This is a genomic window from Gordonia phthalatica, assembly GCF_001305675.1.
In the GTDB taxonomy this organism is placed as follows: Bacteria; Actinomycetota; Actinomycetes; order Mycobacteriales; family Mycobacteriaceae; genus Gordonia; species Gordonia phthalatica.
Genome location: NZ_CP011853.1, coordinates 515,088 through 541,594, shown reverse-complemented (window position 1 = coordinate 541,594; position 26,507 = coordinate 515,088). Strand labels below are relative to the sequence as shown.

The window sequence follows — 26,507 nt, the reverse complement described above, 5'->3', positions numbered from 1 at the left end:
ACAACGCCGAAGGCCGGCCACCCTCGCGGGGTGACCGGCCTTCGGTGAGTCTGCGAGATCTGCGCAGGTTCTGATCCTCAGATCAGAAGCCCATGCCACCCATCTCGTCGGCGCCCGGCATGGCCGGAGCAGCCTTCTCGGGCTTGTCGGCGACGACGGCCTCGGTGGTGAGGAACAGAGCCGCGATCGAAGCCGCGTTCTGCAGCGCCGAGCGGGTGACCTTCACCGGGTCGTTGATGCCTGCGGCCAGCAGGTCCTCGTACACGCCGGTCGCGGCGTTGAGGCCGGTGCCGATCTGTGCGTTGCGGACCTTGTCGGCGACGACGCCGGGCTCCAGGCCCGCGTTGACGGCGATCTGCTTGGCCGGGGCCTCCAGAGCGACGCGCACGATGTTGGCGCCGGTGGCCTCGTCGCCCTCGAGCGACAGACCCTCGATGGCCGACTCCGACTGGAGCAGGGCCACGCCGCCACCGGCGACGATGCCCTCTTCGACGGCAGCCTTCGCGTTGCGGACGGCGTCCTCGATGCGGTGCTTGCGCTCCTTGAGCTCCACCTCGGTGGCAGCGCCGGCCTTGATGACTGCAACGCCACCGGCCAGCTTGGCCAGGCGCTCCTGCAGCTTCTCGCGGTCGTAGTCGCTGTCGCTGTTCTCGATCTCGCCGCGGATCTGCGCGACGCGACCGGCGATGGCGTCGGCATCGCCGGCACCGTCGACGATGGTGGTCTCGTCCTTGGTGACGACGACCTTGCGGGCGGTGCCCAGCAGCTCCAGGCCGGCGCTCTCCAGCGACAGGCCGACCTCTTCGCTGATGACCTCGCCACCGGTGAGGATGGCGATGTCGGCCAGCATGGCCTTGCGGCGGTCACCGAAGCCCGGTGCCTTGACGGCGACGGACTTGAAGGTGCCCTTGAGCTTGTTGACGATCAGGGTCGAGAGAGCCTCGCCCTCGACGTCCTCAGCGACGATGACCAGCGGCTTGCCCGACTGGATGACCTTCTCCAGCAGCGGCAGGAGGTCCTTGATGGTCGAGACCTTGCTCGAGACCAGCAGGATGTAGGGGTCCTCGAGGACGGCTTCCTGGCGGTCGGCGTCGGTGACGAAGTAGCCCGAGATGTAGCCCTTGTCGAAACGCATGCCCTCGGTGAGCTCCAGGCTCAGGCCGAACGTCTGTGCCTCTTCGACGGTGATGACACCCTCGTTGCCGACCTTGTCCATGGCCTCGGCGATCAGGTCGCCGATGGTCTGGTCGCCTGCCGAGATACCGGCGGTAGCAGCGATCTGCTCCTTGGTCTCGACCTCCTTGGCCGACTTCAGCAGCGACTCGGTGACCGCAGCGACGGCCTTCTCGATGCCGCGCTTCAGGCCGAGCGGGTTGGCGCCGGCGGCGACGTTGCGGAGGCCCTCGCGGACCAGCGCCTGCGCCAGCACGGTGGCGGTGGTGGTGCCGTCGCCCGCGATGTCGTCAGTCTTCTTGGCGACTTCCTTGACCAGCTCTGCGCCGATCTTCTCGTACGGGTCCTCGAGCTCGATCTCCTTGGCGATGGAAACACCATCGTTGGTGATCGTCGGGGCGCCCCACTTCTTCTCCAGGACGACGTTGCGGCCCTTGGGTCCGAGGGTGACCTTGACGGTGTCGGCGAGGCTGTTCAGGCCGCGCTCGAGTCCGCGACGGGCCTCTTCGTCGAAAGCAATCTGCTTTGCCATTGGTAAGTGATCCTCCGGTAGGGGGTGACACTAAGTATTCTGGGTCGAACTCGATGCCCGCGACGGACGACCGGGGTGTCTTGTGAACCGGCCTCACCGTTCCGACCTAGCACTCACACGCCGTGAGTGCCAATCCCCTTTTTAGCACTCGACCATGGAGAGTGCAAGGTTCCCAGCGACGGCTCCCCGCCACTGCAAAACAGCCCTGCAGCAGGTCAGCGAGCCGGAGTCGGGAACGATGAAACGCGAAGTTCATCGACGATTAATCCCAGAGCGAACACAACCGAGTGCTGTACCCGACGGAAGCGGTCGGGCACAGTACTCGCCGAGGAGTCGTTCGGTGGGATCAGCGCTTCTCGCAGGCGACGCCGTCACGGTCGCGATCGAGGTGGGTGTTGCGCTGGTAGACGGCGCGGTTGACGGTGAAGGTGCGAACCGGCTTGGCTCGGCCCTTGACCGAGTCACGAGCGCCGGGGCGTGCCACTCCGTGACGGTACTTGCCGTTGAGCGCCTTGCAATTCGCGTACCGAGCGGCCGGTGCGGCGTCGACGGCTCCCACGGGAACGACGGCGGACAGCGACACGGTGAGCGCGAGAGTGGAACCGAGGAGCGCGATGCGTTTCATCGTCAGGACGCTAACGCGACAACCGGCCGGTCGTCGGACGAAAACGGCTCGCCGCCTCCACTTTCGATCGTCCGGAGGACGTCGGCGCGGAGGCGGCGAGTCGGGGGCGTGCCGTCGACTACTTCTTGTCGCGGTTCAGTCCCAGCTGATCGGTGATGTAGAAGAACGGATCGGTCTGGTCCGACAGGCCGACGACGTTGGCGGCACCCGGGCCGTACGCGGCGATGCGGACCTGGCCGCCCGTGTGCTGCTCCTCGCCGGGCTCCAGCGAGGTGCCGTAGTTGACGGCGAGGGGCGAGCCGTCGCGTCCGATCAGGACCTTGGTGAGGCCGGGCATCTTCTGCTCGGGGTCGGCCTCGACGATCTGGCTGGTGTGCGCGTGGTCGCCGGTGACGATGACGAGCGTGTCCTTCTGTTCCTTGGCGAACTTCAGGGCGACGTCGACCGCGTCGGACAGCTGGACCGTCTCACCGATCTGACCGCAGGGGTCGGCGTCGTGGTTGGCCTTGTCGACCGAACCGGATTCCACCTGGAGGAAGAAGCCCTTGTCGCCCTTGAGGAGGTCGATGGCCTTCTGCGTCATGTCGCCGAGCTTCGGGGTGCCGGAGGTGAACTCGGGGTTCGGCTTGCACTTGACACCCGGCTGCTTGTTGCCGTCGACGACGGCGGTCTCCTTGCCCCAGATGCGCGGCAGGTTGCCGTCCGCGAAGACGCCGAGCAGCGGCTTGTCCTGGTCGGCGCTCTTGACGTTCTTCAGCTCGTCGGCCGAGCGGACGATCTGGTAGCCCCGTTCCTTGGCCTGCGCCTCGAGGGTCTTGCCCTGGTACTTGCCCGCGGTGGCGGTCTGTCCGAAGGTCTCCCAGCCGCCGCCGAGGGTGACGTCGGGGCGGGTGGCGAGCAGCTGCTCGGTGATCGACCCCGCGCCACCGTTCTCCAGCGCGTTCTCCGGGCACTTCTCCAAGGTCTCCTTGGGTCCGTAGCACTTGCGCTGCGACACGTGCGCCACCTGCACGGCGGGGGTCGCATCCTGCAGTTCGGTGGTCGTGACGTCGCCGGTCTTGAGGCCGTTGGCGCGCGCGATGTCCAGGATCGAGCGCTGCGCCTGTCCCTTGACGTTGACGCCGACGGCGCCGTTGTAGGTCTTGGTGCCGGTGGACCATGCGGTGCCCGACGCCGCCGAGTCGGTGGTGAAGTCGGGCTTGCCGGTCTTCTTGTCGAGGGCGTAGGTGGTGTAGTCGCCCGACAGCGGGAGCTGGTCGATGCCCGGGATCTGGCCGCCGGCGCCCCACTGGTAGTTGCGGGCCAGGGTCAGCTCCTGGTTGGCGGTGCCGTCGCCGATGACGAGGATGACGTTCTTGGCGCCGGACTTCTGGATCGAGTCCGCGATCATCTCGGTCTGATCCTTGCTGAGGCGGCGGGCACCACCGTTCTCGGTGATGTCACCGCCGGCCGAGCGCGAGATGTCGACGCCCGCGGCCTTGTCGCCGTCGACGCCTGCGCCGTCGTCGGAGCTGCAACCGCTGAGCAGGACGGTCAGCCCCAGTGCGGCGGCTGCGGACATCGCGCCGACCTTCCGCACGGTGGTCTTCTTGACTCGGTTCTGTGCCATGTCTGCAGATATCAACAGCCGCACCTGAATTCGCGGCGACGCCCGAGGAAACACCGCCCTACGAGAACACTGCGGCGGGCGACGATCCGACGCACGGCACGTGAACCGGAGATGACATCGCCCGGTAGGGGCAATCATTCACTCGACCGACCGCCGCGTCGATAGTCTCGTTCACATGTCCGCGGAGCTGATCGCCATCTCGATCCTCGGCACCGCCTTGGCCGCCGTGCTGATCGTCGTCGCGCTGCGCACGCGGCGCGTCGTCAGCACCCCGCATGAGCGCGCCGTCCACGACACCCTGCACACCGCGTCCCTCGCCGCCGAACCGCTGCGCGCAGGCCTCACCGAGGAGTCGGCGGCCGAAGCCGCGGGCCCGCTGCGCGCGCTGACCGGTGCGGACGGACTCGCCCTGTACGACGCCGACGGCGCACTCCTCGCGTACGACGGCGACACGTCGCTGTGGACCCCGCCGCTGCGGTCGGCCGCCGCGGGGCTCGCCCGCACCGCGCTCGCCGACCGCAGGCACACCGCACTGAGCGATCCGGCGCACGGCGTCGGCCCCATCCGCAATCTGCTGGCCGCCCCGCTGATCACCGACGACATCAGTGCCGGGGTGCTGGTGGTCGCCTCGCTCATCAATCCGGGGCCGGGCCGCGTCGGCGCCATCACCGAGGTCGCCCGTTACGCGGCCAGCCAGCTCCAATTGGCGGAGCTCGACGCGTCGCGCGCCCGCCTCGACCGCGCCGAGGTCCTCGCCCTCCGCGCCCAGATCAGCCCGCACTTCATCTACAACGCACTCAACACCATCGCGTCGTTCGTCCGCACCGATCCCGACCGCGCCCGCGAACTGATCCTCGACTTCGCCGACTTCACCCGCTACTCGTTCCGCGCGGCCGGCGAGTACACGGTGCTCTCCGACGAGCTGCGGAACATCGACCGCTACCTGACCCTCGAGCGGGCCCGTTTCGGGCCGGGGCTCACCGTGAAGCTGCAGGTGGCTCCCGAGGTCCTCGGCGTCGTCGTACCGTTCCTCGCGTTGCAGCCCCTGGTGGAGAACGCGGTGCGTCACGGGATGGCCGGCCGCCGCAACGGCACCATCTCGATCGTCGCCCGCAATGTGGGCCCCGACTGCCTGTTGAGCGTGGAGGACGACGGGATCGGCATGGATCCCGAACTCCTGCGCACCGGCGCGATCGACGCGCTGAACCCGGCCGGCACCAAGGAGTCCGACGGCGCACACGTCGGGCTGACGAACGTGGATCAGCGACTCCGCTCGGCATTCGGCAACGACTACGGTCTGGTCGTCGAGACCGCCGTCGGCGCGGGCACCAAGGTGAGCCTGCGGGTGCCGAAGTTCGCCCCCGGCATCCATGTCGGAGGCGGAGGAGCCGTCACCCCCGGATGAGGGCGGAGGACTAGGTCGTTCCGGTCAGTGGGAACTTCCCGGCAGCCGAAGCACGCCGGGTCTACCGTCTGCCCATGTCCACCTACGCGATCACCGGTGCGGCCTCGGGACTCGGCGCCGCAACCAAAGCACGACTGGAAGCCGACGGCCACCGTGTCATCGGCATCGACCTGCACGGCGCCGACGTGACCGTCGACCTCGGGACCCCGGAGGGACGCGCCGAGGCCGTCGCGAAGGTCTCCGAGCTCGCCGACGGCAAGCTCGACGGCTTCGTCCCGTTCGCAGGGCTGGCTCCCGCGACCGGGCGACCCGCTCGACTCCTCGTCTCCGTCAACTACTTCGGCGCCGTCGAACTCCTCGCCGGGCTGCGTCCACTGCTGGCGCGGGGCGACAACGCCTCCGTCGTCCTGGTGAGCTCGAACTCGACCACCACCCAGCCCGACTGGCCGGTGGAGATCACCCAGGCCTGCCTCGCGGGTGATGAGGCCGAGGCGATCGCAGTCACCGAGGCGCAGGGCGAGTACGCCGTCGTTCAGGCGTATCCGGCCACCAAGGCCGCCCTCGCCTATTACGCACGTTCCAATGCGGCCGCCTACATGCGCGAGGGGATCCGCCTCAACGCTATCGCCCCGGGCCTCATCGACACCCCGATGAGCCAGGCGTTCCCCGACGATCCGCTCGTCGGCGCCGGCATCGAGCAGCTCATGGCCACGATCCCCGCCGGTCGCGCGGGTCGACCCGAGGAGGTGGCGTCGCTGGTCGCCTACCTGCTGGGACCGGAGTCGACCTACGTGGTCGGCTCGGTGCTGTTCGTCGACGGCGGCACCGACGCGGCGCTCCGGGCCACGGACTGGCCCGCCGTGTGGCAGCTGGGCGGGTAGCCCCGCGCACGCACTGACCCTCGCGTACGACCACGCGCACCGCGACGGACCTTCGGCGGAACAATCGATTTCGTCGATCGTCCCGACGGCTCCGCTGCGCAGACGACGAACCACCGACTACGGTTCAGATGTCGAACGAGAGGGGTGTGCCTGCGATGACCGGCCTGACTGTGCTCGCCGTCGACGACGAGCTGCCCGCGCTCGACGAGCTGTCGTACCTGCTGAATCAGCACGACTCGATCGCGACCGTGCACAAGGCGTCCGACGCCACCGAGGCCCTGCGTGTCCTGTCCGAGCACACGATCGAAGCCGCGTTCCTCGACATCTCCATGCCGGGACTGTCCGGCATGGAACTGGCCGGCGTCCTCGCGAACTACACCCGGCCGCCCGCCATCGTCTTCGTCACCGCGCACGACGACCGCGCCGTCGAGGCCTTCGACGTCGGTGCCCTCGACTACCTCCTGAAACCTCTCCGAACCGAACGGCTGAATCAGGCGATCGATCGCATCCTCGCCGCCCGCGCCGGCGACAATGCGGCGACGGAGACCGCCGAGACCGCGGCGCCGCCAGCCGACGACGTGATCCCGGTGGAGCTCGGCGGCGTCACCTCGTTGGTCCGTCGTGACGCGATCTCCTGGATCGAGGCGGTGGGCGACTACGCGCGCCTTCATACCGACAGCGGAGCCCACCTGGTCCGCGTCACCCTCTCGACGCTCGAATCACGTTGGCGCAGTGCAGGCTTCGCCCGCGTCCACCGCTCCTACCTGGTCTCCTTGCCGATGGTCAACGGACTCCGGTCGACCGGGGCGTCGACCATGGTGCGGGTGCGCGCCAACGGCGCCTCCCCCGCCGTCGAACTGCCGGTGAGCCGACGACAGGTGCGCGAGCTCAAAGACCGGCTGGTCCGCGACCCGCTGCGCACCTTCCGGTCGGGACGGTCCGACGGCGGCGAGGCGGGAGCGGACTGACCCATGCCCGACTCCGCCCGCGACCGTGCCGCCCAGCGCGAACGCGTCGTCCTGTCGCAGCGTCGCGGCGCCCGGATGGTCCGCACCCGCGTGGAGGTGGCCGAGCAGACCGGCATCGGTGAGCATCTGGTCCGCGGTCTGGTCCGCGCCCAACTCGCGCTGTCGTTGCGGTTGGGCCTGGCGGTCCTCGCCATCTTCGTCGCGATCCCGGTCATGGGCGCGACCATCCATCCCTTCGCCGACGCGACGATCGCCGGGCTGCCGCTGAACTGGCTGATCCTCGGGCTGGCCCCGACGCCCCTGCTGTACCTGGCGGGGAAGCTGTACATCCGCCTCGCCGAGCAGGCCGAACGGGACTTCGTCCGCCTCGTCGACTCCGACATCGAGGGACCGGGCGTCGAGGCGGCGGATCCCGACGCGGGTGACGGGCGCGAGGGCCGATGATCACCGATCACGTCTCGGCTCTCACCGTCGCCGCCGTGCTCGTCGCGGCGCTCGGCACCGTCGCGGTCGGCGCGTACGGCGGCCGGGGATCGCGCTCGACGTCGGACTTCCTCGTCGCCTCCCGCAGCATCGGCCCGACGTGGAACGCGGCGGCCATCGCGGGCGAGTACCTGTCGGCGGCGTCGTTCCTCGGCGTGGCAGGCCTCGTCGCCAAACACGGTGCCGACGCCCTCTGGTATCCGATCGGGTTCACCGCCGGATACCTGTCGCTGCTGCTGTTCGTGTCGGCACCGCTGCGCCGCTCCGGCGCGTACACGGTTCCCGACTTCGCCGAGTTCCGCCTCGCCTCCACGCGAGCGCGCAAGGCCGCGATGATCGTCGTCATCGGCATCTGCGTCCTGTACCTGGTGCCGCAGCTTCAGGGCGCCGGGCTCACCTTGAACATCCTTCTGCACGTCCCACCGTGGGTCGGTGCGACGGCGACGGGCCTGCTGGTGATCGTCAACGTGGTCGGCGCGGGCATGCGGTCGGTGACCTTCGCTCAGGCCATCCAGTACTGGCTCAAGTTGACCGCGGTCGCCATCCCCGCCCTCGTGCTCGCGACGGTCTTCGTCAACAACCCCCAGGATCTGGGCGAACCGCTGCCGCCGCGCGTGACCTCGGCCACCACCATCAGCGTCGACACCGAGGTGCAGGTGACCGTCACCGATCCGACCGGCGTCCGCGTCACCGGCACCGTCGACGACCGCGACGTGACCGACGCTCGCCTCGCCGTCGGGCAGCACGTGCTGGCTCGCGACGCTCGGATCGAGCTCGACGCGGGCGCCGCGACCCCGGTCGTCTCGAATGCACCGCAGACCGGCGAGAGCTGGATGAGTTCGGGCGGCGGCCTCGGCGGCGGCCACCCCCTGTTCCAGGTCCTGTCGCTGATCATCGCGACCTTCCTCGGCGCCATGGGACTGCCGCACGTGCTGGTCCGCTTCTACACCAACCCCGACGGGCGTGCGGCGCGGCGGACGGCGCTGAGCGTGATCGCCGCCCTGTCGGTGTTCTACCTGTTCCCGATGGTGCTGGGCGTGCTCGCCCGCGCCTGGGTGCCGCAGGTCCTGGCCACCGGCACCGCCGACGCCGCCGTCCTGCTGCTGCCGTCCGCGGCGACCGGCGGCATCCTCGCGATCGGCCTGTCGGCGCTGATCGCCGCGGGGGCAATGGCGGCCTTCCTCGCGACGTCGTCGGGCCTGCTCGTCAGCATCGCCGGCGTCATGTCGACCGACCTGATGCCCGCGGGAGTGCGCAGCTTCCGGATCTGCGCGCTGATCGGCGGCGTCGTGCCGATCGCGATCGCCCTCAGTGCCGGCTCCCTGGAATTGTCCCGATCGGTGGGGCTGGTGTTCGCGGTGTCGGCGTCGACGCTCTGCCCGCTGCTGGTGCTCGGGATCTGGTGGCGGGGACTCACCGCCGCGGGGGCCGTCGCCGGGCTGGCGGTCGGCGCGGCGATGTCCGCCGTCGCCGTCGCCTGTTCGGTGGCCGGGGTGTTCCACGGGGACGGTTGGCTCGCCGTCCTCGCCGGGTATCCGGCGGCCGTCACCGTGCCGCTCGCCTTCGCGACCATGGTCTTCGTGAGCCTCGCGACCCGCTCGCGGATCCCGGCGGGAACCGCCAACGCGTTCGCGCGAATGCACGTGCCCGAGCGCCTCGGACTGGGCGTGGAACGCACGCCGTAGGGCCGCGAACCGCTCACCGCTCGTCGGACCGGAAATACCGTTCATCGCACGTTCATCGTGTCTCGTCGTCTCGATCACAGATCGTTCTTTCTGTGACAGGCCTCTCATTCATGCTGAGTGCAGTTCCCATCCCGAGCTGTACACATCCGAGAAGAAGGAGTGATCGTGACAGTCACCGACGACCAAGCCGCGGGGAAAGGCGTCAGTCCCTCACGGGACGAGTTCCTCGTCGCGCAGGCGAGCCCCGAGTTCCAGAAGTTGCGCACCACGCTGCGCCGCTTCGTCTTTCCGATGAGCGTGTTCTTCCTGGTCTGGTACGCCGCCTACGTGCTGCTCGGTGCCTTCGCACACGACTTCATGGCCACCAAGGTGTGGGGCAACATCAACGTCGGCCTGATCCTCGGCCTGCTCCAGTTCGTGACCACCTTCGGCATCACGTTCCTGTACGTCCGGTTCGCCAACCGCGATCTGGACCCGCAGGCCGACGTGATCCGACAGAACTTCGAGAACGGCACGTACAGCCCTGACGCGGGAGGCGCCAAGTGATCCACCTTCTCGCCGAAGAGGCATCGTCGGGCAACCCGACCATCAACATCTCGATCTTCATCGCCTTCGTCGCCATCACGATGGGCGTGGTGATCCGAGCCAACAAGAAGAACGCCTCGGCATCGGAGTTCTTCACCGCGGGCGGCGGCTTCTCGGGCCCCCAGAACGGCATCGCGATCTCCGGCGACTACCTCTCGGCGGCCAGCTTCCTCGGCATCGCCGGCGCCGTCGCCGTCTACGGCTACGACGGCTTCCTCTACTCGATCGGCTTCCTGGTCGCCTGGCTCGTCGCCCTGCTGCTCGTCGCCGAGCTGCTGCGCAACACCGGCCGGTTCACCATGGCCGACGTCCTCAGCTTCCGTCTGCACGAACGTCCGGTCCGCATGGCCGCGGCCATCTCGACCCTCGTGGTCTCGCTGTTCTACCTGCTCGCACAGATGGCGGGCGCCGGCGGCCTCGTCGCACTGCTGCTCGACATCCATGACCGCACCGGCCAGTCCATCGTCATCGCCGTCGTCGGCGTCGTCATGGTCGCCTACGTCCTCATCGGCGGCATGAAGGGCACCACCTGGGTGCAGATCATCAAGGCCGTCCTGCTGATCATCGGCGCCGCCGCCATGACCTTCTGGGTCATTGCGAAGTTCGGTTTCAACATCTCCGACATCCTCGGCGGCGCTCAGCAGGCCATGCACGATTCGTCCACCGAAGCCGTCCAGAATCGCGACGTCCTCGCTCCGGGTGCCCAGTACGGCGGCTCGCTGACCTCGCAGGTCAACTTCATCTCGCTGGGTCTGGCGCTGGTCCTCGGCACCGCGGGTCTGCCGCACGTGCTGATGCGCTTCTACACGGTTCCGACCGCCCGCGAGGCTCGTCGCTCGGTGGTGTGGGCCATCACCCTGATCGGCCTGTTCTACCTGTTCACGCTGATCCTCGGCTACGGCGCTGCGGCACTCGTTGGACCGGACAAGATCCTGAACGCCGCAGGCAAGGAGAACGCCGCGGCACCGCTGCTGGCGCTGGAACTCGGCGGAACCGTCCTGTTCGGTGTCATCTCGGCCGTCGCCTTCGCCACCATCCTCGCGGTGGTCGCGGGTCTGGCGATCACCGCCTCGGCATCGTTCGCCCACGACATCTACGCATCGGTCATCAAGCGCGGCGAGGCGTCCGAGGACGATCAGGTCCGCGTCTCCCGCCAGTGCATCGTCGTCCTCGGCGTGCTGAGCATCATCCTCGGCATCCTCGCCAACGGCCAGAACATCGCGTTCCTCGTCGCCCTGGCGTTCGCTGTCGCCGCGTCGGCCAACCTCCCGACCATCGTGTACTCGCTGTACTGGAAGCGCTTCAACACCCGCGGCGCCCTCTGGAGCATGTACGGCGGCCTGGCCTCCTGCATCATCCTGATCATCTTCTCGCCCGCCGTCTCCGGTGGCCCGAAGGCCATGATCCCGGATGCTTCGTTCGACTGGTTCCCGCTGTCGAACCCCGGCATCGTCACGATCCCGCTGGCGTTCATCCTCGGCATCATCGGCACCCTGACCTCGCCGGACCGCGGCGACCCGGGCGTCAACGCCGAGATGGAGGTCCGCTCCCTCACCGGCGTCGGCGCGGAAGGCGCCACCGCCCACTGAGACCTCGGTCGGCGGGGATCCCACACTCTCCCCCGCCGACCGAGCACCACGAAGAACGCGAAGCGCGGCAACCCAGCCAGGGTTGCCGCGCTTCGCGTTCGCTCACCTCGTCGGCATTCGCTTACTGAAACGACGCTCGCTCACCTCCGGAGGTGAGCGAGCGTCATTCGCGTAAGCGAACAGAGCGACTAGGCGACGACGGCGTCTTCGCGGTCGGCCTCGTCGACGGCGGGGGCGCCGTCCGAGGGGACCTGCAGCTGCGTGATGCGCGACGGCAGCGCGAGGGCCGCGAGCAGGCAGCCGACCGCGGTGACGGCGGCGATCAGGTAGGCGATCTTGAAGCCGTCACTGGTGTACATGACGGCGCCGCCCAGCATCTTGGTGATCTCCGGCGGGAACACCGCGGTGAACGAGTTGTTCATGACGGTGAACGCGATCACCGGCAGGACCGCCGGGAAGACGCTCTGGAAGACGCCGGCGATGCTGGCGGTGGAGGCCTGCAGCTGCGGCGGCACCGCCTCGATCAGCAGGTTCGGAACGGCGGCGTAGCCGAGACCCATGCCGAGTCCGACGAGGGCGCCGAAGACGATGATGAGCAGCTTGTCGTCGTGCGAGAACGCGGTGAACAGGCAGCCGAAGCCCGCGGAGACCGCGCCGGCAGCCATCATGATGCGAGGCTTGGCACCGATGCGACCGACCAGCACGCCGACGATGACACCGCCGATCACGGTGAACAGGCCCAGCGGCGCCTGGAAGATCGCGGTGCCCTCGGCGGTGGAGCCGAAGCCGTACCCGAGGCCGAGTTCCTTCGGCGTCATCACGAGCATCGGCAGCAGCATGGTGTACAGGCCGCTGACGCCGTAGATGCAGCCGGCCGCGAGAACGGTGAACGCCACCGAACGACGACGCAGGACCTTGATGTCGATGAGCGGATCGGACAGCTTGCCCGCGGAGACCAGCCACGCGCCGATGAGCACGACGCCGCCGATCAGGTAGGCGAGCGTCGAGGTGGCGGCCCAACCCCAGGTGGGGCCGAAGCTGACGCCGACGAGGACACCGGCGATGCCCGCACCCAGCAGGATCGCACCCAGCAGATCCAGACGTGCGTGCTGACGGATCGTCGACTCCTGCGTGGTGAACAGGATCAGCGTGCCGAGGACGGCGAGGGCGATCAGCGTGAACCAGAAGATGGAGCGGAAGCCGAAGCCGTCGATCAGCCAGCCGGTGATGAACGGTGCCGGGATCGCGATGATGCCCATGCCGCTGGTGGCGATGCTGACGGCGAGAGCGATGGTCTTCGGCGGGAAGACGTCGCGGATCAGCGAGTAGCTCAGGAACAGGCACGCAACCAGGAGACCGGTGAGCGCACGTCCGACGATCAGGATCGAGTAGGTGGGCGCGACAGCCGACACCAGGGAGCCGAGGGCTGCGCCGAAGACGCAGACCAGCAGCATCAGCCGTTTGCCGTAGAGGTCGGCGAGCTTGCCGAGAAGCGGGGCGACCATCGCGCCGAACAGCAGGAAGGCGGTGAGCAGCCACGCACCCTGCGTGGTCTGGTAGTGCTTCGCGATGTATGGGAGGGCGGTTGCGATCATGATGTAGCTGATCGCGAGCATCTCGAGCATGAGGACGATCGACAGCAGCGAGATGACCAGTCGCGGCGTCCATCGCTGTTCGACGGGACCTGGCGCGGGCACGCCAAAGGAAGTGAAGACCACGGTTCGGGACCTTTCGGAGGGAGGAGGCACGGTCGCCGATCTCCATCGACGAAGCGGGACGTTCATCCATTCGACCGACGTGCGCTTACGCGAACGACGCTCGCTCCCCTCCGGAGGGGAGCGAGCGTCGTCTGGGTGAGCGAACGGGGCCGGGCAGTCAGTCCTGGATCCGCGCGAACGGCCTGGCCGCCTCCAACTCGTACGACAGTTCCAGCAGCGTCCGCTCGCCGCCGAGATCGGCGGAGAAGTGCATGCCGAGCGGCAGCCCGTTCACACTCTGACCGAGCGGAAGCGTGACGGCCGGCGTGCCGGTGGTGTTGTTCGCGGGCGTGAACGCCACGTAATCCACGAGGCGTGCGAGGACCTCGTCGAAGTCGCCGTCGGGCGCCAGGAAGCCGATCTCCGGAACTTGGTGGGCGAGCGTCGGAGACAGGACGACGTCGAAGTCGTCGAAAGTCTTGCGGAAACGCGCGTCGGCCCGCTTGAGTCCCAGAATCGAGCCCGGCACGCGGTAGAAGTGCCTGGTGAACGACTGGGACAGCCCCTTGGTGAAGGCGTCGAGCCGGGTGCGGTCAAAACCCTTGCCGATCGTCATCCCACCGAACCGGTCCAGGCCGAACGCGAGCAGCGCCCAGTAATCGGTGAACTGCTTGATGTACGAGCGGTCCACCGGGATCGGGATGGTGGTGACGCGATGCCCCAGCGATTCCAGGAGTTCGACAGTGGCGGTGAGTTCGCGGTCGGTGTCGTCGTCGAGCAGTCGTCCGGTGACCGTCGAGTTGATGAGGGCGATTCGCAACCGCCGCTTCGACGGCCCCTCGACGAGCCCGATCGGCGGCAGCGACGACGCACTCCCCTGCCGCTCCAGGTCGGCGAAGTAGTACGCCGTGTCGCGCACCGAACGGCTGACGACGCCGTTGCTGATGAGGTCGATCGGCAGTCCCTTCATCTCGGTGGACTGCGCCACCCGACCGCGCGTCGGCTTCAGTCCCACCAGTCCGCACGACGCCGCCGGGATGCGGATGGAGCCGCCGCCGTCGTTGGCGTGCGCGATCGGCAGCGCGCCCGCCGCGACCAGCGCCGCAGCGCCGCCCGACGACGCACCGCACGAGTAGTCGGTGTTCCACGGGTTCCGCGTCGGCGGGCGGTCGACGAACTCGGTGGTCGCAGTGAGTCCGAACGCCGGCAGCGTGGAGGCGCCGAGGATGTTGAACCCCGCCCCGATCAGTTCTCGGGCGGTCGGATCGTTCTCCCGCGCGGGCACGTTCGCGACGGCGGCCGAACCGTGCAGCGTGGGGATGCCCGCCACGTCGATGTTGTTCTTGGCGAGGGTCGGCACGCCGGCGAACGCGCCGGTGAACGCATCGGCCTCGGCGCGGGCGAGTCCGCGCTCGCGGTCGTCGATCGCGACGGCCGACAGCTGCGGCTCCACCGCGTCGATCCGGGCGAGCGCGGCCCGCGCGGCGTCGGCGGGCGAGATCTCGCCGGAGGCGATGCGTCGTGCCACCGCGACGGCGTCGAGTTCGCCCAGGCAGTCGTCGGTGAAGGCGTGAACGTGTTCCATTCCACACACGGTAGCGGATTCGATCGATCGATCGGATGCCCGGTAGTGCTACTCATCACACCATCGGACCGGTAAGACTGATGCCATGCAGCTGCAATTCACTCCGGAAGAAGAAGCCTTCCGTCAAGAACTCCGCACCTATTTCACGACCGAGATCCCGCAGGAGATCCGCGAACGCTGCGAGGCCGGCGCCCTCAACTACCCGGACGACATCGTCACCACCACCCGCGCCCTCAACAAGGGCGGGTACGCGGTGCCGCACTGGCCCGTCGAGTGGGGCGGCCAGGACTGGACCCCGATTCAGCACCACATCTGGCGCGAGGAGATGTCGCTCAACTTCGTCCCCGACCTGCTGCCCTTCAACGCGGGCATGGTCGGCCCGGTGATCGCGCAGTTCGCCTCGCAGGAGCTCAAGGAGAAGTTCCTGCCCGCGACCGCGAACCTCGACATCTGGTGGTGCCAGGGCTTCTCCGAGCCGGAGGCCGGCTCGGACCTCGCGTCGCTGAAGACCCGCGCGGTGCGCGACGGCGACCACTACGTCATCAACGGCCAGAAGACCTGGACCACCCTCGGGCAGTACGCCGACTGGATCTTTTGCCTGGCCCGGACCGATCCCGATGCGAAGAAGCAGGCGGGCATCAGCTTCTTCCTGTTCCCCATGGACACGCCCGGCGTCGAACTGCGCCCGATCCAGCTGATCGACGGCAGCTACGAGGTCAACGAGGTCTTCTTCCAGGACGTCCGCGTCCCGGCCGAGAACCTGGTCGGTGAGGAGAACCTCGGCTGGACCATCGCCAAGTTCCTGCTCGGCAACGAGCGCTCGGGCATCGCGCGGGTCGGCTGGACCAAGACCAAGGTCGCGAAGGCCAAGCGGCTGGCCGCCGCGACGAAGACTCCCAACGGCACCCTGCTCGACGACCCGGCCGTCGCCGGCCGCATCGCCGCCCTGGAGAACGAACTGCTGGCACTGGAGGTGACGCAGTTGCGTGTCGTCGCCGGATCCGCCGACGGGAAGCCCAACCCGGCGTCGTCCCTGCTGAAATTGCACGGCACTCAGTTGCAGCAGGCGGCCACCGAACTGCTCGCCGACATCGCGGGACCGGACTCCCTGCCGGTCTCGGCCGTCGACTCGGCCGAGGAGGGCGACGTCGCCGACATCCTCAGCCCGGAGTGGGCCCAGCTGACCGTGCCCGCCTACCTCAACTACCGCAAGGTGACGATCTACGGCGGTTCGTCGGAGGTCCAGCGCCAGATCATCGACAAGGCCGTCCTCGGACTGTGACCGCCTGCCCCACAACGACTCACGAAACCCCGTAGGGAACACACCATGGAATTCGAGCTCTCCGAAGAACAGGTCATGCTGCGCGACACCGTGCGCGAAGTGCTGACCAAGAAGTACGACATCGAGACCCTCCGCAAAGTCACCGACACCGAGCTCGGCTGGAGCCGCGACGTGTGGAAGTCGCTCGCCGAGATCGGCATCCTCGGCCTCGTCTTCGACGAAGCCGACGGCGGCACCGGCGCCGGACCCGAGGAACTCGCGCCCGTGATGGGCGAGTTCGGTGCGGCCATCGCACCGGAGCCCTTCCTCGACGCAGTCGTCGTGCCGGGCCTGTTGGTCACCAAGACCGCGGACGCCGACGTCCGCGCCGACGTCATCGGCGGCCTGTCGTCGGGCGAGCGTCTCGCGGCCTTCGCCCACCACGAGAACGGCGACCGTTGGCCGCACTATGCCGTCGCGACGCAGTTCGCCGACGGGAAGGTGTCCGGCACTAAGTCGCTGGTCCCGGCGGGCGACGCCGCCGACATCCTCGTCGTCTCCGCGCGCGACGCGTCCGGCGCGGTCGGCCTGTACCTGGTCGACGCGGCCGCTGCGGGCGTCGACCGCACCGGCTATCGCACGCACGACCGCCGGCGCGGCGCGCAGATCGTCTTCACCGACGCTGCGGCCACCCGCCTCGGCTCGGGCGACGCGTCGTCGGCCATCGCCGAGGTGGAGGTCGTGACGCAGACCGCGCTCGTCGCCGAGGCCGTGGGCGCGATGCGCTCCTCGCTGGAGATGACGACCGAGTATCTGAAGACGCGCAAGCAGTTCGGCGTCACGCTGTCGACCTTCCAGGCGCTCACGCACCGCGCGGCCGACATGTACGTGTCCCTCGAGTTGGCGAGCAGCATCTCCGTCTACGCGACCGCGGCACTCGCCGAGGGACGCGTGGATCCGATCATCGCCTCGCGCGCCAAGCTGCAGGCACTGAAGTCCGCGCGGCACATCGGTCAGGAGTCGATCCAGATGCACGGCGGCATCGGCATGACCGCCGAGTACCCGATCGCGCACTATGCGAGCCGCCTGACCGCGATCGGCCACACGCTGGGCGACGCCGACAGCCACCTGCAGCGTCTGTCCGCCTCCGTCGGCGATTGGGACATGGTCACCGTCGGATGACCCGGCGACTCCAGTCGGGCGACGTCATTCCGGTGACGTTGCTCGCCTGGATCGTGCAGGACGGCGCGCAGCCGTACCCGGACCACGGCGAACGGGTCTCGTACGCACTCGAGTTCGTGGTGACACGCGACCGTTTCCGCGAAGACTCCGTCGAGGCGCGCGCCGTCGCCGAGCCGACCGGTGCTCCCGAGCACCGGGGACGCGTGCCGACCTGGCTCGATTTCGGAGCACTCACCGCGATCGGATACCTCGACCAGCCGACGACCGGCGAGATCGCGATCGTCGTCGGCCTCGCCGTCGACTACGAGATCGCGGATCGGACAACGGGCCGCTGCGTCGGCACCGTCGTCCGGCGCAGGCTCGTCACCCTGATCAAAGACCAGCCGGACTCCGCGCCGCGGACCGAGCTCGTCGACCTCGCGCCGGGTGAGAAGCCCGGCTTCCGGAACACCTCGCGGCCGACGATCGAGATCCACGCCGACGGCACCTGGACCACTCATCCGGCACCGGACACCTGGGAGTGCGCCACCGGGCTCCTCCTGGACATCGAACTGACCTGAGGTGTGACCATCGGTCACATGCATTAACCTGACCGACAACGAGAGCGCCGCACCCGAGCGGTGTGCAGAGAACGGAGACTGTCATGGCCGCACCCCTGATCGAGGACTCGATCGACATCGACGCCAGCCCGGAGAAGGTCTGGTCCGTCATCAGCGATCTGCGCCGCATGGGCGAGTGGAGCCCGCAGTGCAAGAAGATGGTCGTCTTCGGCGGTGACGTGAAGCTCGGCACCACCACCCTGAACGTGAACCGTCGCGGCCCGCTGGTGTGGCCGACGCGGTCGAAGGTCGTCACCTTCGAGCCCAACAAGGAGCTCGCATTCAAGATCCTCGACAACCACACCGTGTGGTCGTTCCGGATCGATCCGACCGAGACCGGCGTCCGCCTCACCGAGAGCCGCACGGTCCCCGAGGGCGGCACCACCAAGATCTCGGCTGTCCTGGTCGACAAGGTGATGGGCGGCGAGAAGCCGTTCGAGGCCGAGCTGCAGGAGGGCATCCGCGAGACCCTCGGCAAGATCAAGCGCGCTGCCCAGGGCTGAGCCCGCACTCGGCACGCATCCGCCGTACTTCGGCGGCATCCGCGTATGTCAACGGAGAACGCGTAGTTCAGAACTACGCGTTCTCTGCTGAACTACGCGGATGCCGCGTCTGAGGGTGATGCTCGTCCAGACCCGCTCGACCGCGGCGATTAAGCTGGACGGAGTCGGTCGCGCCGTCGCGCGGCCCGTTACCTAGGAGTGCAGAACCGGTGGCTCGACGACCCGCTCAACCCGACGACCGCGAAGGCCTGGCCCACGTCGTCGACCTGATCCGCGAGACGGTGCCACCGCTTCATCCCGCGGGCATCCCCTTCGTGGCGGCGCCCGCCGCCGTCGCGTTGCTCGGCCGCAACCGCAAGTGGATCGCCCGCCCGGCGATGGCGACCGCCGCGGCGTCGGCCCTGTTCTTCCGCCACCCGAAGCGTGTCCCGCCCGCCGGAGAGGGGCTGATCGTCGCTCCCGCCGACGGCACCATCGCCCTGGTCGACGACGCGGTCCCGATGCCGGAACTCGGCCTCGGCGACCAGCCGCTTCCCCGCATCTGCACCTTCCTGTCGGTCTTCGACGTCCACGTCCAGCGCGTGCCGATCGCCGGTCGCGTCCGGTCTGTGGTGCACACGCCCGGCAAGTTCCTGTCGGCCGACCTGCCCGCCGCGAGCAGCGAGAACGAGCGCACGGCGATGACGATCAGCACCGATGCCGGTCACGACGTCGGCGTCGTGCAGATCGCCGGCCTGCTGGCCCGCCGCATCGTGAACGACGCGAAGCCCGGCGACGCCCTGGTCCTCGGCGACACCTACGGCCTGATCCGCTTCGGCTCGCGCGTCGACCTCTACCTTCCGCAGGGCTCCACGGTGAAGGTGACCCGAGGCCAGCGCGCCGTCGGCGCCGAAACCGTGCTGGCGGAGCTGCCCTGATGGCGCGCATCCGACCGCACCGCCGCCGTCGGACCGACCGTCCGCGTCGGCTCCGTCTGTCGTCGGTCCGACGACACGATCCCGTGGCGGATGCACCGGCGCGGTCGGCCCGCGCGGGACGGCTGATCGTCCCGTCGACCCTCACCCTCCTGGCACTGTGCGCCGGCCTCACCGCGATCCGGTCCGCCGACGCGGGCAGCGTGGACCTCGCGATGGGCCTGCTGGTCCTCGCCGCGGTCTTCGACGGCATCGACGGCCGCGTCGCACGGCTGATGGATGCGACCACCAAGATCGGCGCCGAACTGGACTCACTCGCCGACGCCATCAACTTCGGCGTCGCGCCCGCACTCATCGTGTACGCGGTGGTCCTGCGCGATCAGGAGGGTGCGGCCCAGGACTTCGGCTGGGTGGTCGCGCTGCTCTTCTGCGCCGCGATCGTTCTGCGTCTGGCGCGCTTCAACACGCTGCTCGACGACGTCGACGCCCCGAAGTACACGAAGGACTACTTCGTCGGCGTCCCCGCCCCCGCCGCCGCCGTGATGGCGCTGCTCCCGATCGGTCTGCAGCAGCATTTCGGTCACGGCTGGTGGGTGTCGACACCGGCGGTCAGCGTGTGGCTGCTGTTCACCGGCCTGCTCGCGGTCAGCACCGTCCCGACCCTCTCGATGAAGTCGGCGAGCATCCGACCGAGCGCCCTGGCCGGGCTGCTGTTCGTGGTCGCCGCGGCCGCCGCCCTGCTGTTCACGTTCCCGTACCTGCTGATGATCATCATGGTCGGCGCCTACCTGATCCACATCCCGTTCGCCTGGCGCACCAAGCGGTGGGCGGCGTCGCACCCGGAGCACTGGGACGCGCCCGCCCGCGATCGACGACTCCAGCGGCGCGAGGACCGACGCCAGGCCGTCGCCAACGGCACCCGACGCCGGGTGATCCCGCAGCGCTCGTCCGCCCGCCTCGGACTCCGTCGCCCCCAAGGACCCCGCGAGGACTGAATGTCTCCCACGCTGACGCTGACCGGCCGACTCAACACCTCCGCCGCCGACTCTCGACGCGGCATCGTCCGGGTGCACCGGGAAGTGCTCGCCGCACTGTCGCTGCGCGAGTGGGACGCCGTCTCGCTGACCGGCGCCCGTGTCTCGTCCGCGGTGGTCGCCGCAGCTCCCGCGGACTCGCCGACCGGGCTGATCCTGCTCGACGACCTCACGTTCTCGAACCTCGGCATCCGGGAGGACAGCGCCGTGGTGGTGGCACCCGTCGTCGTCCACGGCGCCACCCGCGTCACCGTTCGCGGGTCGCGGCTCGCGAGCGTCTCGGTCGCCGAACCGACCCTGCGTCGCGCACTGCTGGGCAAGGTTCTCAGCGTCGGCGACTCCGTCTCCCTGCTGCCCCGCGAACTGGGCCCCGAGTTCGCCTCGACCAAGGCCACCGCCTCGCTCGCGCGGTCGGTCGGCATCACCTGGACCAACGAGCTGCTCACCGTAGTCGCCACCGTTCCCGAGGGACCGGTGAGCGTGCAGACCAACACCGCGGTCCTGTGGGAGGGCTCCGCTACGACCTCCGCGTCCGCCCCGATCCCCGAGGCCGCCGAATCCGCGGCACCGAACACTGCGACGCCGAATGCGAGCGCGGCGACGCCGGTCCCCGCCGCCGAACCCGCGCATGTCCGTCCCGTCTCCGAGCTGGTCGGTGTCGACGCGCAGGTCGCCCGCCTGACCGAGTGGCTGGGCGTCACCCTCGACAACCCCGACGTCCTCCGCGCCCTCGGCGCGCAACCCCGGCTCGGCGTGCTGCTGTCCGGCCCGTCGGGCTCGGGCAAGGCGACGCTGGTCCGCTCCGTCTGCGAGCGGCGGCCGCTGGTGGAGGTCGACGGCCCGTCGGTCGGCGCCCTCGCCGCGGAGGGTCGTCGCAGTGCCGTGAAGGACGCTATCGCCCGACTGTCCGGCGGCGGCGTCCTCCTCGTCACCGACGTCGACAAACTGCTGCCGGTCGACGGCGATCCGGTGTCCACGCTGATCCTCGACGACCTCCGCGCCGCCATCGGAAACGGCTCCCTCGCGCTGATCGCCACCACCTCCGACGCCGGGCAGTTGGATCCGCGCGTCCGGGAACCCGATCTGTGCGACCGGGAACTGACCGTCGGCCTGCCCGACGCGCCCCAGCGCGCGAAGCTGCTGGGCGCCATCCTGTCCGAGGTCCCCACGCAGGGCCGCCTGGATCTGGACGAGATCGCCTCCCGCACCCCCGGCTTCGTCGCCGCCGACCTCGCGGCCCTGACCCGCGACGCCGCCCTGCGCGCCGCCTCCCGCGCCACCCGCGACGACACCGACGCCGCCCTGCGCACCGAAGACCTCGTCGAAGCACTCACCGTGATCCGGCCGGCGTCCCGCTTGGAGTCCCCCGACGTCGCACTCGGTTCCATCACGCTCGACGACGTCGGCGACATGGTCGAGACCCGACAGGCGCTCACCGAGACCGTGCTGTGGCCGCTGCAGCACCCGGACACCTTCACCCGGCTGGGCGTGGAGCCGCCGCGCGGCGTGCTCCTCTACGGTCCGCCCGGGTGTGGCAAGACCTTCGTCGTCCGCGCCCTCGCGGCTTCGGGAAAGCTGTCGGTGCACAGCGTCAAGGGCGCCGAGCTGCTCGACAAGTGGGTCGGCTCCTCCGAGCGTGCGGTCCGCGACCTGTTCGCCCGCGCCCGAGCCAGCGCGCCGTCGCTGGTCTTCCTCGACGAGGTCGACGCCCTCGCACCGCGCCGCGGCGGCTCCACCGACTCCGGCGTCGCCGACCGCGTGGTGGCCGCCCTGCTCACCGAGCTGGACGGCGCGGAGCCCCTGAACGACGTCGTCGTCCTGGGCGCCACCAACCGGCCCGACCTGATCGACCCGGCCCTGCTGCGCCCCGGCCGCCTGGAACGCCTGGTCTTCGTGCCGCCGCCCGACGCCGACGCCCGTGCCGAGATTCTGAAGGCCGCCGCCCGGAACGTCCCGCTGTCGGGGGTCGACCTCGTCGACCTGGCCGCCGACCTCGACGGCTACTCGGCCGCCGACTGCTCCGCACTGCTGCGCGAGGCCGCGCTCGCCGCGATGCGCCGCGACATCGACGCCGCCACCGTCACCGCCGACGACGTCGAGACCGCCCGCGCCACCGTCCGTCCCTCGTTGGATCCGGTGCAGGTGGCGGAGTTGGCGGCGTACGCGGAGCGACGGGCGGAGTCGTAGTCGCCGACCGCGGCCACACAGACGATCACCGTGTTGACCCATCCGGCCAGAACGGATCGGTGAACCAGCCTTCAGGAATTCCCATCCCTCGCAACGGCACTTCAGGGCTGGCCTCGAGCAGGTCACGCAGTCGCGGCGCCCAGGTCGAGCTCGGTGAGATGGTGTGCAAGATCGTCTGTAGCGAGACCAGCACCGGGTACAGTCGCTGCCGCCTCCACGGCTCCGCCGTGATCACCGTCGGCTGAACAAGCCAGCGGATCGACTGCGACCTCGGCAGTACGGGATACACGCCCAATCCGCGGTTCCACAGTCGCCCGTGGTGAGCGCAGATGTTTCGCACTCGCTGGTAGCTCTTCAGCCACGACGACAGAACCGGCGGAACGACGCCGAGCGATGCAGCGATCGAAGACTTGACACGCTTATCAGCCAGAACGTCGTAGACCAGCATGGTGGTCCCGAAAGTCAGTTCCTCGAACACGATCCACGTCGGCGGCCGTGACGGCTCGTCGAAGGTGGCCACATAGTGATCGAGCGCGGACGCGAACCTGTCCGAGCCCAACGCTGTCTCGGGCCTCCGTCTCCGTTGATCAGTCAGCATGCGATCCACATCCCCGAGGAGTCGGTCGTGCACCGACTGAACCGCGAAGTGAACGCCGTCTTCGTACCAATGAGGTCCGGCGATCAACGCCATGTGATCGGTGATCGCCGCGCGAAGACCTATCTCAACGCGTTCGATCGCATCCAGCACATGCAGGCGCAGTCTGCGATCAAACACGTACAGACCCAACACGTCGTTGAACTCGGTGCCGTCGCGAAGGATATCGCGTTCTCCGGTCTCGAAGCTCCTGACGTAGGCCGACAGCCGGTAGTAGCCGATATGCCGCAGATACCTCTGCGCCCGCAGTTCATCAGAGATCTGCAGACCGCGCTCCTGCCACCGGGCGAGCAGTGCAGCCTCGTCGAGCGCCGGCTTAGCGTAGATCCGTGGCTCACCAGACACAAGAAAATCCCCCAGTTGCGCTTCCGCGAGAGGCGTGGGGGATGTAGTGACCTAACCCTACCCATCGACGCAAAGACACGCAAGGAGAAGATACTCCCTCAACTTCGCTCCATTCGCGATATTCGTTATCCGGCAAATCGTCCCTCATGTCTACACGTCGTCACATGATGCGCACACCGGAGCCTTAGGCGCGACGCGGATGCACCGCTCAAGCCCCGTGCCTTCATGCGCAAGTCCGCCCCACACCCCCTCTTCCCCGGATACATTGCTTGGAGTTCCAAGTAGTTTCGTCCGATCCCAGGAGAATCCCCATGACCACCGGTTACAGCGAGCAGACCGCGGCGGCCGTCGCCGGCGCGCGGTCGTACACCGTCGGTGACCTGCTGCGACGGACCGCGCTCCGCCTGCCGGGCAAGACCGCGATCATCAACGGCGACGTCGAGTTGACCTTCGCCGAGCTCGACGACGCAGCGAATCGATGCGCCAACGCCCTCGCGGCGCGAGGTCTCGCCAAGGGCGACCGCGTGGCGCTGGTCAGTCACAACTGCTGGCAGTTCGCGGTCCTGAACTTCGCGGCTGCCCGCCTGGGCGCGATCCTGGTGCCGATCAACTTCGGTCTCGGCGCCGACGAGATCGCCTTCATCCTCGACCACTCCGGCGCGAGCATCGTCATCGCCGAGGACGCCCTGGCCGGGACGGTGGGTGCGGCGCTCGACGCCTCGTCGCGCGGAGAGGTCGTCCGCGGGACCATCGCACTCGCGGGCACCGCCCCGGACGGCTGGGAGGACGTCGCCGACTGGATCGCGCACGACGACGGCTCGGCCCCGACAGTCCTCGTCGGCGATGACGACCCGCTGCGGATGATGTTCACCTCGGGCACCGAGTCACGCCCGAAGGGCGTCCTGCTGTCGTCGAAGTCGCTGGTCTCGCAGTACGTCTCGTGCATCATCGACGGCGGCATGACGGCCGACGACATCGAGGTCCACTCGCTGCCGCTGTACCACTGCGCGCAGCTCGACTGCTTCCTCTCGGTGGACGTCTACCTCGGCGCCACCAGCATCATCCTGCCGAGCCCCGAACCCGCCGGTCTGCTGGCCGCGGTCGAGAAGCACGGCGCCACGAAGCTGTTCTGCCCGCCGACCGTCTGGATCTCCCTGCTGCGGCACCCCGACTTCGACACGCGCGATCTGTCGTCGCTGCGCAAGGGCTACTACGGTGCCTCGGCGATGCCGGTGGAGGTGCTCCGCGAGATGGGCCGCCGCCTCCCGCAGGTCCAGCTGTGGAACTTCTACGGGCAGACCGAGATGTCGCCGCTCGCCACCATCCTGCAGCCGCACGAGCAGTTCGAGCGTGCCGGGTCGGCGGGCCGCGCGGCCTTGAACGTGGAGACCATCGTGGTCGACGACGACGACAACCCGGTGCCGACCGGTGAGGTCGGCGAGATCGTGCACCGCAGCCCGCACGCCTGCCTCGGGTACTACAACGACGAGGAGAAGACGGCCGCCGCGTTCCGGAACGGATGGTTCCACTCCGGTGACCTCGGGGTCATCGACGCCGACGGCTACCTCAGCGTGGTGGATCGCAAGAAGGACATGATCAAGACCGGCGGCGAGAACGTGGCCTCCCGCGAGGTGGAGGAGGCGATCTATCTGCTCGACGGCGTCGCCGAAGTGGCGGTGTTCGGTGTCCCGCACCCGAAGTGGATCGAGGCGGTGACCGCCGTCGTCGTGCCGAAGGAGGGGGTCACGCTGACCCGCGAGCAGGTGGACGCGCACGCCGCAGGCCTGCTCGCGGGCTACAAGCGTCCCAAGTACGTGATCTTCGCCGACGCGCTCCCGAAGAATCCGTCGGGGAAGATTCTCAAGAAGACGCTGCGCGTGGAGCACGCGGGCGCGGCCGGAGCCTGACGGCTCAGCTCGACGTGCCCGGCGTCGACGGCGCCGGGGTGGGGGTCTGCGGTTGCTGCTGGTTCGGGGCCTGACCGTCCTGGCCGTTCGGTGGCACGACCAGCCACCGATGTTCTCCGCCGAACCGACCGCCCGGCATCTCACCGGTGAATCCGCGCATCTCGCCGCGCTCGTGCTGCGACATGCGTTCGCCGTGGCCGCCGGTCTGATCACCGGTGATGTAGCCCAGCCCGAAGCCGAGGCCGAGCAGTCCGACGGCGCCGACACCGGCGCCTGCCACGAGCCACGACCGCTTCACCTGCAGACCGGGCGCGGCGGGTGCCTGCGGGACGGGCACGGGTGGAGGGACAACGGCTCCCGGCGCGACGGGCGCGGCGATCGGCTCGGTCGGCGCCGTCGGGGCATCCGGGGCCGCGGCGGCAGGGTCTCCGGCAGCGGGGGCAACTGCGTCGGCCGGCTCATTCGCACCGTCCGGACCAGTGTTCGGGGCGGGCTGATTCGGGTCGGTCATGATGGGTCCTCTCGTGGCGACCGCGACGCAGTGCCGCGGTCGACTCCCCAGAGAACCGGCGAATCCTGACAGCGGGCTGGAAGCGCGCTGCCAGTCCGCTGCCGTCCGCTCTAGCCGACCACACTCACCTGGTAGATCACCGTCGACCGGCTGGCCGACGCGTCGGCGGACAGCCCGACGTTGACCCACAGTTGCTTGCCACCGTCCTGGTCCTTGCTGAGCAGCACCGACTTGGCTGCGGCCTCGTCGACGCGCGAGGACTCCTCGAAGCCCGCGTCGGTCAGCTTCGTGACGGCTGCGGTGAGCGGATCGCCGTCGGAGGCGCGGGCCTGAACGGTCACCTGCCATTTGGGCGACGACCCGGACGCGGTGAGGACCGCTCCGTCGACGAGCTGGACCTGAGACGGGAAGTCGCCCGGCAGTGCGACGCCGTCCGACGCCGGTTCGTCATCGGATCCGCAGGCCGCCAGAACCACCCCGGCACACAGGATGATCAGAACTGCGGTCAATACGGTCCGAATGCGCGTCATACCGAAACGGTAAGGTAGTACCCAGCGTCTCGTCTTCACGACACCCCGCCCGCCCGTCCTCG

Annotated in this window: 23 protein-coding genes; 15 read left to right on the top strand and 8 right to left on the bottom strand. The window is 68.9% G+C overall.

The window, feature by feature from the left end; all coding sequences use genetic code 11:
* Nucleotides 1–82: 82 nt before the first annotated feature.
* From groL to phoA, 3 genes are all read right to left on the bottom strand, one after another.
* Entirely contained in the window at nucleotides 83–1,705 is a 1,623-nt protein-coding gene (gene groL, locus ACH46_RS02495; protein WP_062391539.1) for a chaperonin GroEL, read from the bottom strand.
* Nucleotides 1,706–2,051: 346 nt separating this feature from the next.
* Nucleotides 2,052–2,330 carry an excalibur calcium-binding domain-containing protein gene (locus tag ACH46_RS02490; protein WP_062391538.1) on the bottom strand — a complete coding sequence of 93 codons (279 nt, stop codon included), beginning with the start codon at nucleotides 2,328–2,330 and terminating at the stop codon, nucleotides 2,052–2,054.
* Nucleotides 2,331–2,448: 118 nt separating this feature from the next.
* Nucleotides 2,449–3,939 (bottom strand): alkaline phosphatase, encoded by a 1,491-nt coding sequence (gene phoA / locus ACH46_RS02485; RefSeq protein ID WP_062391537.1) that lies wholly within the window; start codon nucleotides 3,937–3,939, stop codon nucleotides 2,449–2,451.
* A gap of 175 nt (nucleotides 3,940–4,114) precedes the next feature.
* Between phoA and ACH46_RS02480 the strand changes: the two genes are divergently transcribed.
* The 7 genes from ACH46_RS02480 to ACH46_RS02450 all read left to right on the top strand — a co-directional run bounded on the left by ACH46_RS02480 (nucleotide 4,115) and on the right by ACH46_RS02450 (nucleotide 11,535).
* Nucleotides 4,115–5,344, top strand: a complete 1,230-nt coding sequence (locus ACH46_RS02480; protein WP_062391536.1) for a sensor histidine kinase — start codon at nucleotides 4,115–4,117, stop codon at nucleotides 5,342–5,344.
* 74 nt (nucleotides 5,345–5,418) lie between these two features.
* Complete coding sequence (locus ACH46_RS02475; RefSeq protein WP_062391535.1) at nucleotides 5,419–6,225, top strand: SDR family oxidoreductase; 807 nt, start codon at nucleotides 5,419–5,421, stop codon at nucleotides 6,223–6,225.
* A gap of 155 nt (nucleotides 6,226–6,380) precedes the next feature.
* Nucleotides 6,381–7,193 carry a LytR/AlgR family response regulator transcription factor gene (locus tag ACH46_RS02470; protein WP_062391534.1) on the top strand — a complete coding sequence of 271 codons (813 nt, stop codon included), beginning with the start codon at nucleotides 6,381–6,383 and terminating at the stop codon, nucleotides 7,191–7,193.
* Nucleotides 7,194–7,196: 3 nt separating this feature from the next.
* Complete coding sequence (locus tag ACH46_RS02465) at nucleotides 7,197–7,637, top strand: hypothetical protein (protein WP_062391533.1); 441 nt, start codon at nucleotides 7,197–7,199, stop codon at nucleotides 7,635–7,637.
* A complete protein-coding gene (locus tag ACH46_RS02460; protein ID WP_120298684.1) occupies nucleotides 7,634–9,361 on the top strand; it encodes a sodium/solute symporter in 1,728 nt (575 codons plus the stop codon). Before ACH46_RS02465 ends, ACH46_RS02460 begins: the two co-directional genes overlap by 4 nt.
* Before the next feature lie 165 nt (nucleotides 9,362–9,526).
* Nucleotides 9,527–9,907 (top strand): DUF485 domain-containing protein, encoded by a 381-nt coding sequence (locus ACH46_RS02455; RefSeq protein WP_062394869.1) that lies wholly within the window; start codon nucleotides 9,527–9,529, stop codon nucleotides 9,905–9,907.
* On the top strand, nucleotides 9,904–11,535 hold the full coding sequence (locus ACH46_RS02450; RefSeq protein WP_082399334.1) for a solute symporter family protein: 1,632 nt from the start codon (nucleotides 9,904–9,906) through the stop codon (nucleotides 11,533–11,535). The genes ACH46_RS02455 and ACH46_RS02450 overlap by 4 nt, the downstream gene beginning before the upstream one ends.
* 188 nt (nucleotides 11,536–11,723) lie before the next feature.
* On the opposite strand, the gene ACH46_RS02445 is transcribed toward ACH46_RS02450, so the two are convergent.
* Complete coding sequence (locus ACH46_RS02445) at nucleotides 11,724–13,160, bottom strand: MFS transporter (RefSeq protein ID WP_417935291.1); 1,437 nt, start codon at nucleotides 13,158–13,160, stop codon at nucleotides 11,724–11,726.
* A 250-nt stretch (nucleotides 13,161–13,410) separates the two neighbouring features.
* The gene (locus ACH46_RS02440; RefSeq protein ID WP_062391531.1) at nucleotides 13,411–14,817 is read right to left on the bottom strand and encodes an amidase; all 1,407 of its coding nucleotides are present in this window, start codon (nucleotides 14,815–14,817) and stop codon (nucleotides 13,411–13,413) included.
* A gap of 85 nt (nucleotides 14,818–14,902) precedes the next feature.
* On the opposite strand from ACH46_RS02440, the gene ACH46_RS02435 reads away from it, so the two are divergent.
* The 7 genes from ACH46_RS02435 to ACH46_RS02405 all read left to right on the top strand — a co-directional run bounded on the left by ACH46_RS02435 (nucleotide 14,903) and on the right by ACH46_RS02405 (nucleotide 22,497).
* Nucleotides 14,903–16,099, top strand: coding sequence for an acyl-CoA dehydrogenase family protein (locus tag ACH46_RS02435; protein WP_062391530.1), 1,197 nt, complete (start codon nucleotides 14,903–14,905; stop codon nucleotides 16,097–16,099).
* Between the two features lie 45 nt (nucleotides 16,100–16,144).
* A complete protein-coding gene (locus ACH46_RS02430; RefSeq protein ID WP_062391529.1) occupies nucleotides 16,145–17,260 on the top strand; it encodes an acyl-CoA dehydrogenase family protein in 1,116 nt (371 codons plus the stop codon).
* Nucleotides 17,257–17,820: a hypothetical protein gene (locus ACH46_RS02425; RefSeq protein ID WP_062391528.1), complete on the top strand. Its 564-nt coding sequence runs from the start codon at nucleotides 17,257–17,259 to the stop codon at nucleotides 17,818–17,820. The genes ACH46_RS02430 and ACH46_RS02425 overlap by 4 nt, the downstream gene beginning before the upstream one ends.
* Nucleotides 17,821–17,903: 83 nt before the next feature.
* Nucleotides 17,904–18,362: an SRPBCC family protein gene (locus ACH46_RS02420; protein WP_062391527.1), complete on the top strand. Its 459-nt coding sequence runs from the start codon at nucleotides 17,904–17,906 to the stop codon at nucleotides 18,360–18,362.
* 209 nt (nucleotides 18,363–18,571) lie between these two features.
* A complete protein-coding gene (locus ACH46_RS02415; RefSeq protein WP_062391526.1) occupies nucleotides 18,572–19,279 on the top strand; it encodes a phosphatidylserine decarboxylase in 708 nt (235 codons plus the stop codon).
* On the top strand, nucleotides 19,279–20,271 hold the full coding sequence (locus ACH46_RS02410) for a CDP-alcohol phosphatidyltransferase family protein (RefSeq protein WP_062391525.1): 993 nt from the start codon (nucleotides 19,279–19,281) through the stop codon (nucleotides 20,269–20,271). The genes ACH46_RS02415 and ACH46_RS02410 overlap by 1 nt, the downstream gene beginning before the upstream one ends.
* Nucleotides 20,272–22,497 carry an AAA family ATPase gene (locus ACH46_RS02405; protein WP_062391524.1) on the top strand — a complete coding sequence of 742 codons (2,226 nt, stop codon included), beginning with the start codon at nucleotides 20,272–20,274 and terminating at the stop codon, nucleotides 22,495–22,497.
* A gap of 25 nt (nucleotides 22,498–22,522) precedes the next feature.
* Here ACH46_RS02405 and ACH46_RS02400 read toward each other — a convergent pair whose 3' ends face one another.
* Nucleotides 22,523–23,497 (bottom strand): Abi family protein, encoded by a 975-nt coding sequence (locus ACH46_RS02400; RefSeq protein ID WP_226995734.1) that lies wholly within the window; start codon nucleotides 23,495–23,497, stop codon nucleotides 22,523–22,525.
* A gap of 311 nt (nucleotides 23,498–23,808) precedes the next feature.
* Between ACH46_RS02400 and ACH46_RS02395 the strand changes: the two genes are divergently transcribed.
* Nucleotides 23,809–25,404, top strand: a complete 1,596-nt coding sequence (locus ACH46_RS02395) for an acyl-CoA synthetase (protein WP_062391522.1) — start codon at nucleotides 23,809–23,811, stop codon at nucleotides 25,402–25,404.
* Nucleotides 25,405–25,408: 4 nt separating this feature from the next.
* On the opposite strand, the gene ACH46_RS02390 is transcribed toward ACH46_RS02395, so the two are convergent.
* A complete protein-coding gene (locus tag ACH46_RS02390) occupies nucleotides 25,409–25,915 on the bottom strand; it encodes a hypothetical protein (RefSeq protein WP_062391521.1) in 507 nt (168 codons plus the stop codon).
* A 110-nt stretch (nucleotides 25,916–26,025) separates the two neighbouring features.
* On the bottom strand, nucleotides 26,026–26,445 hold the full coding sequence (locus ACH46_RS02385; protein WP_062391520.1) for a hypothetical protein: 420 nt from the start codon (nucleotides 26,443–26,445) through the stop codon (nucleotides 26,026–26,028).
* Nucleotides 26,446–26,507 lie beyond the last annotated feature (62 nt).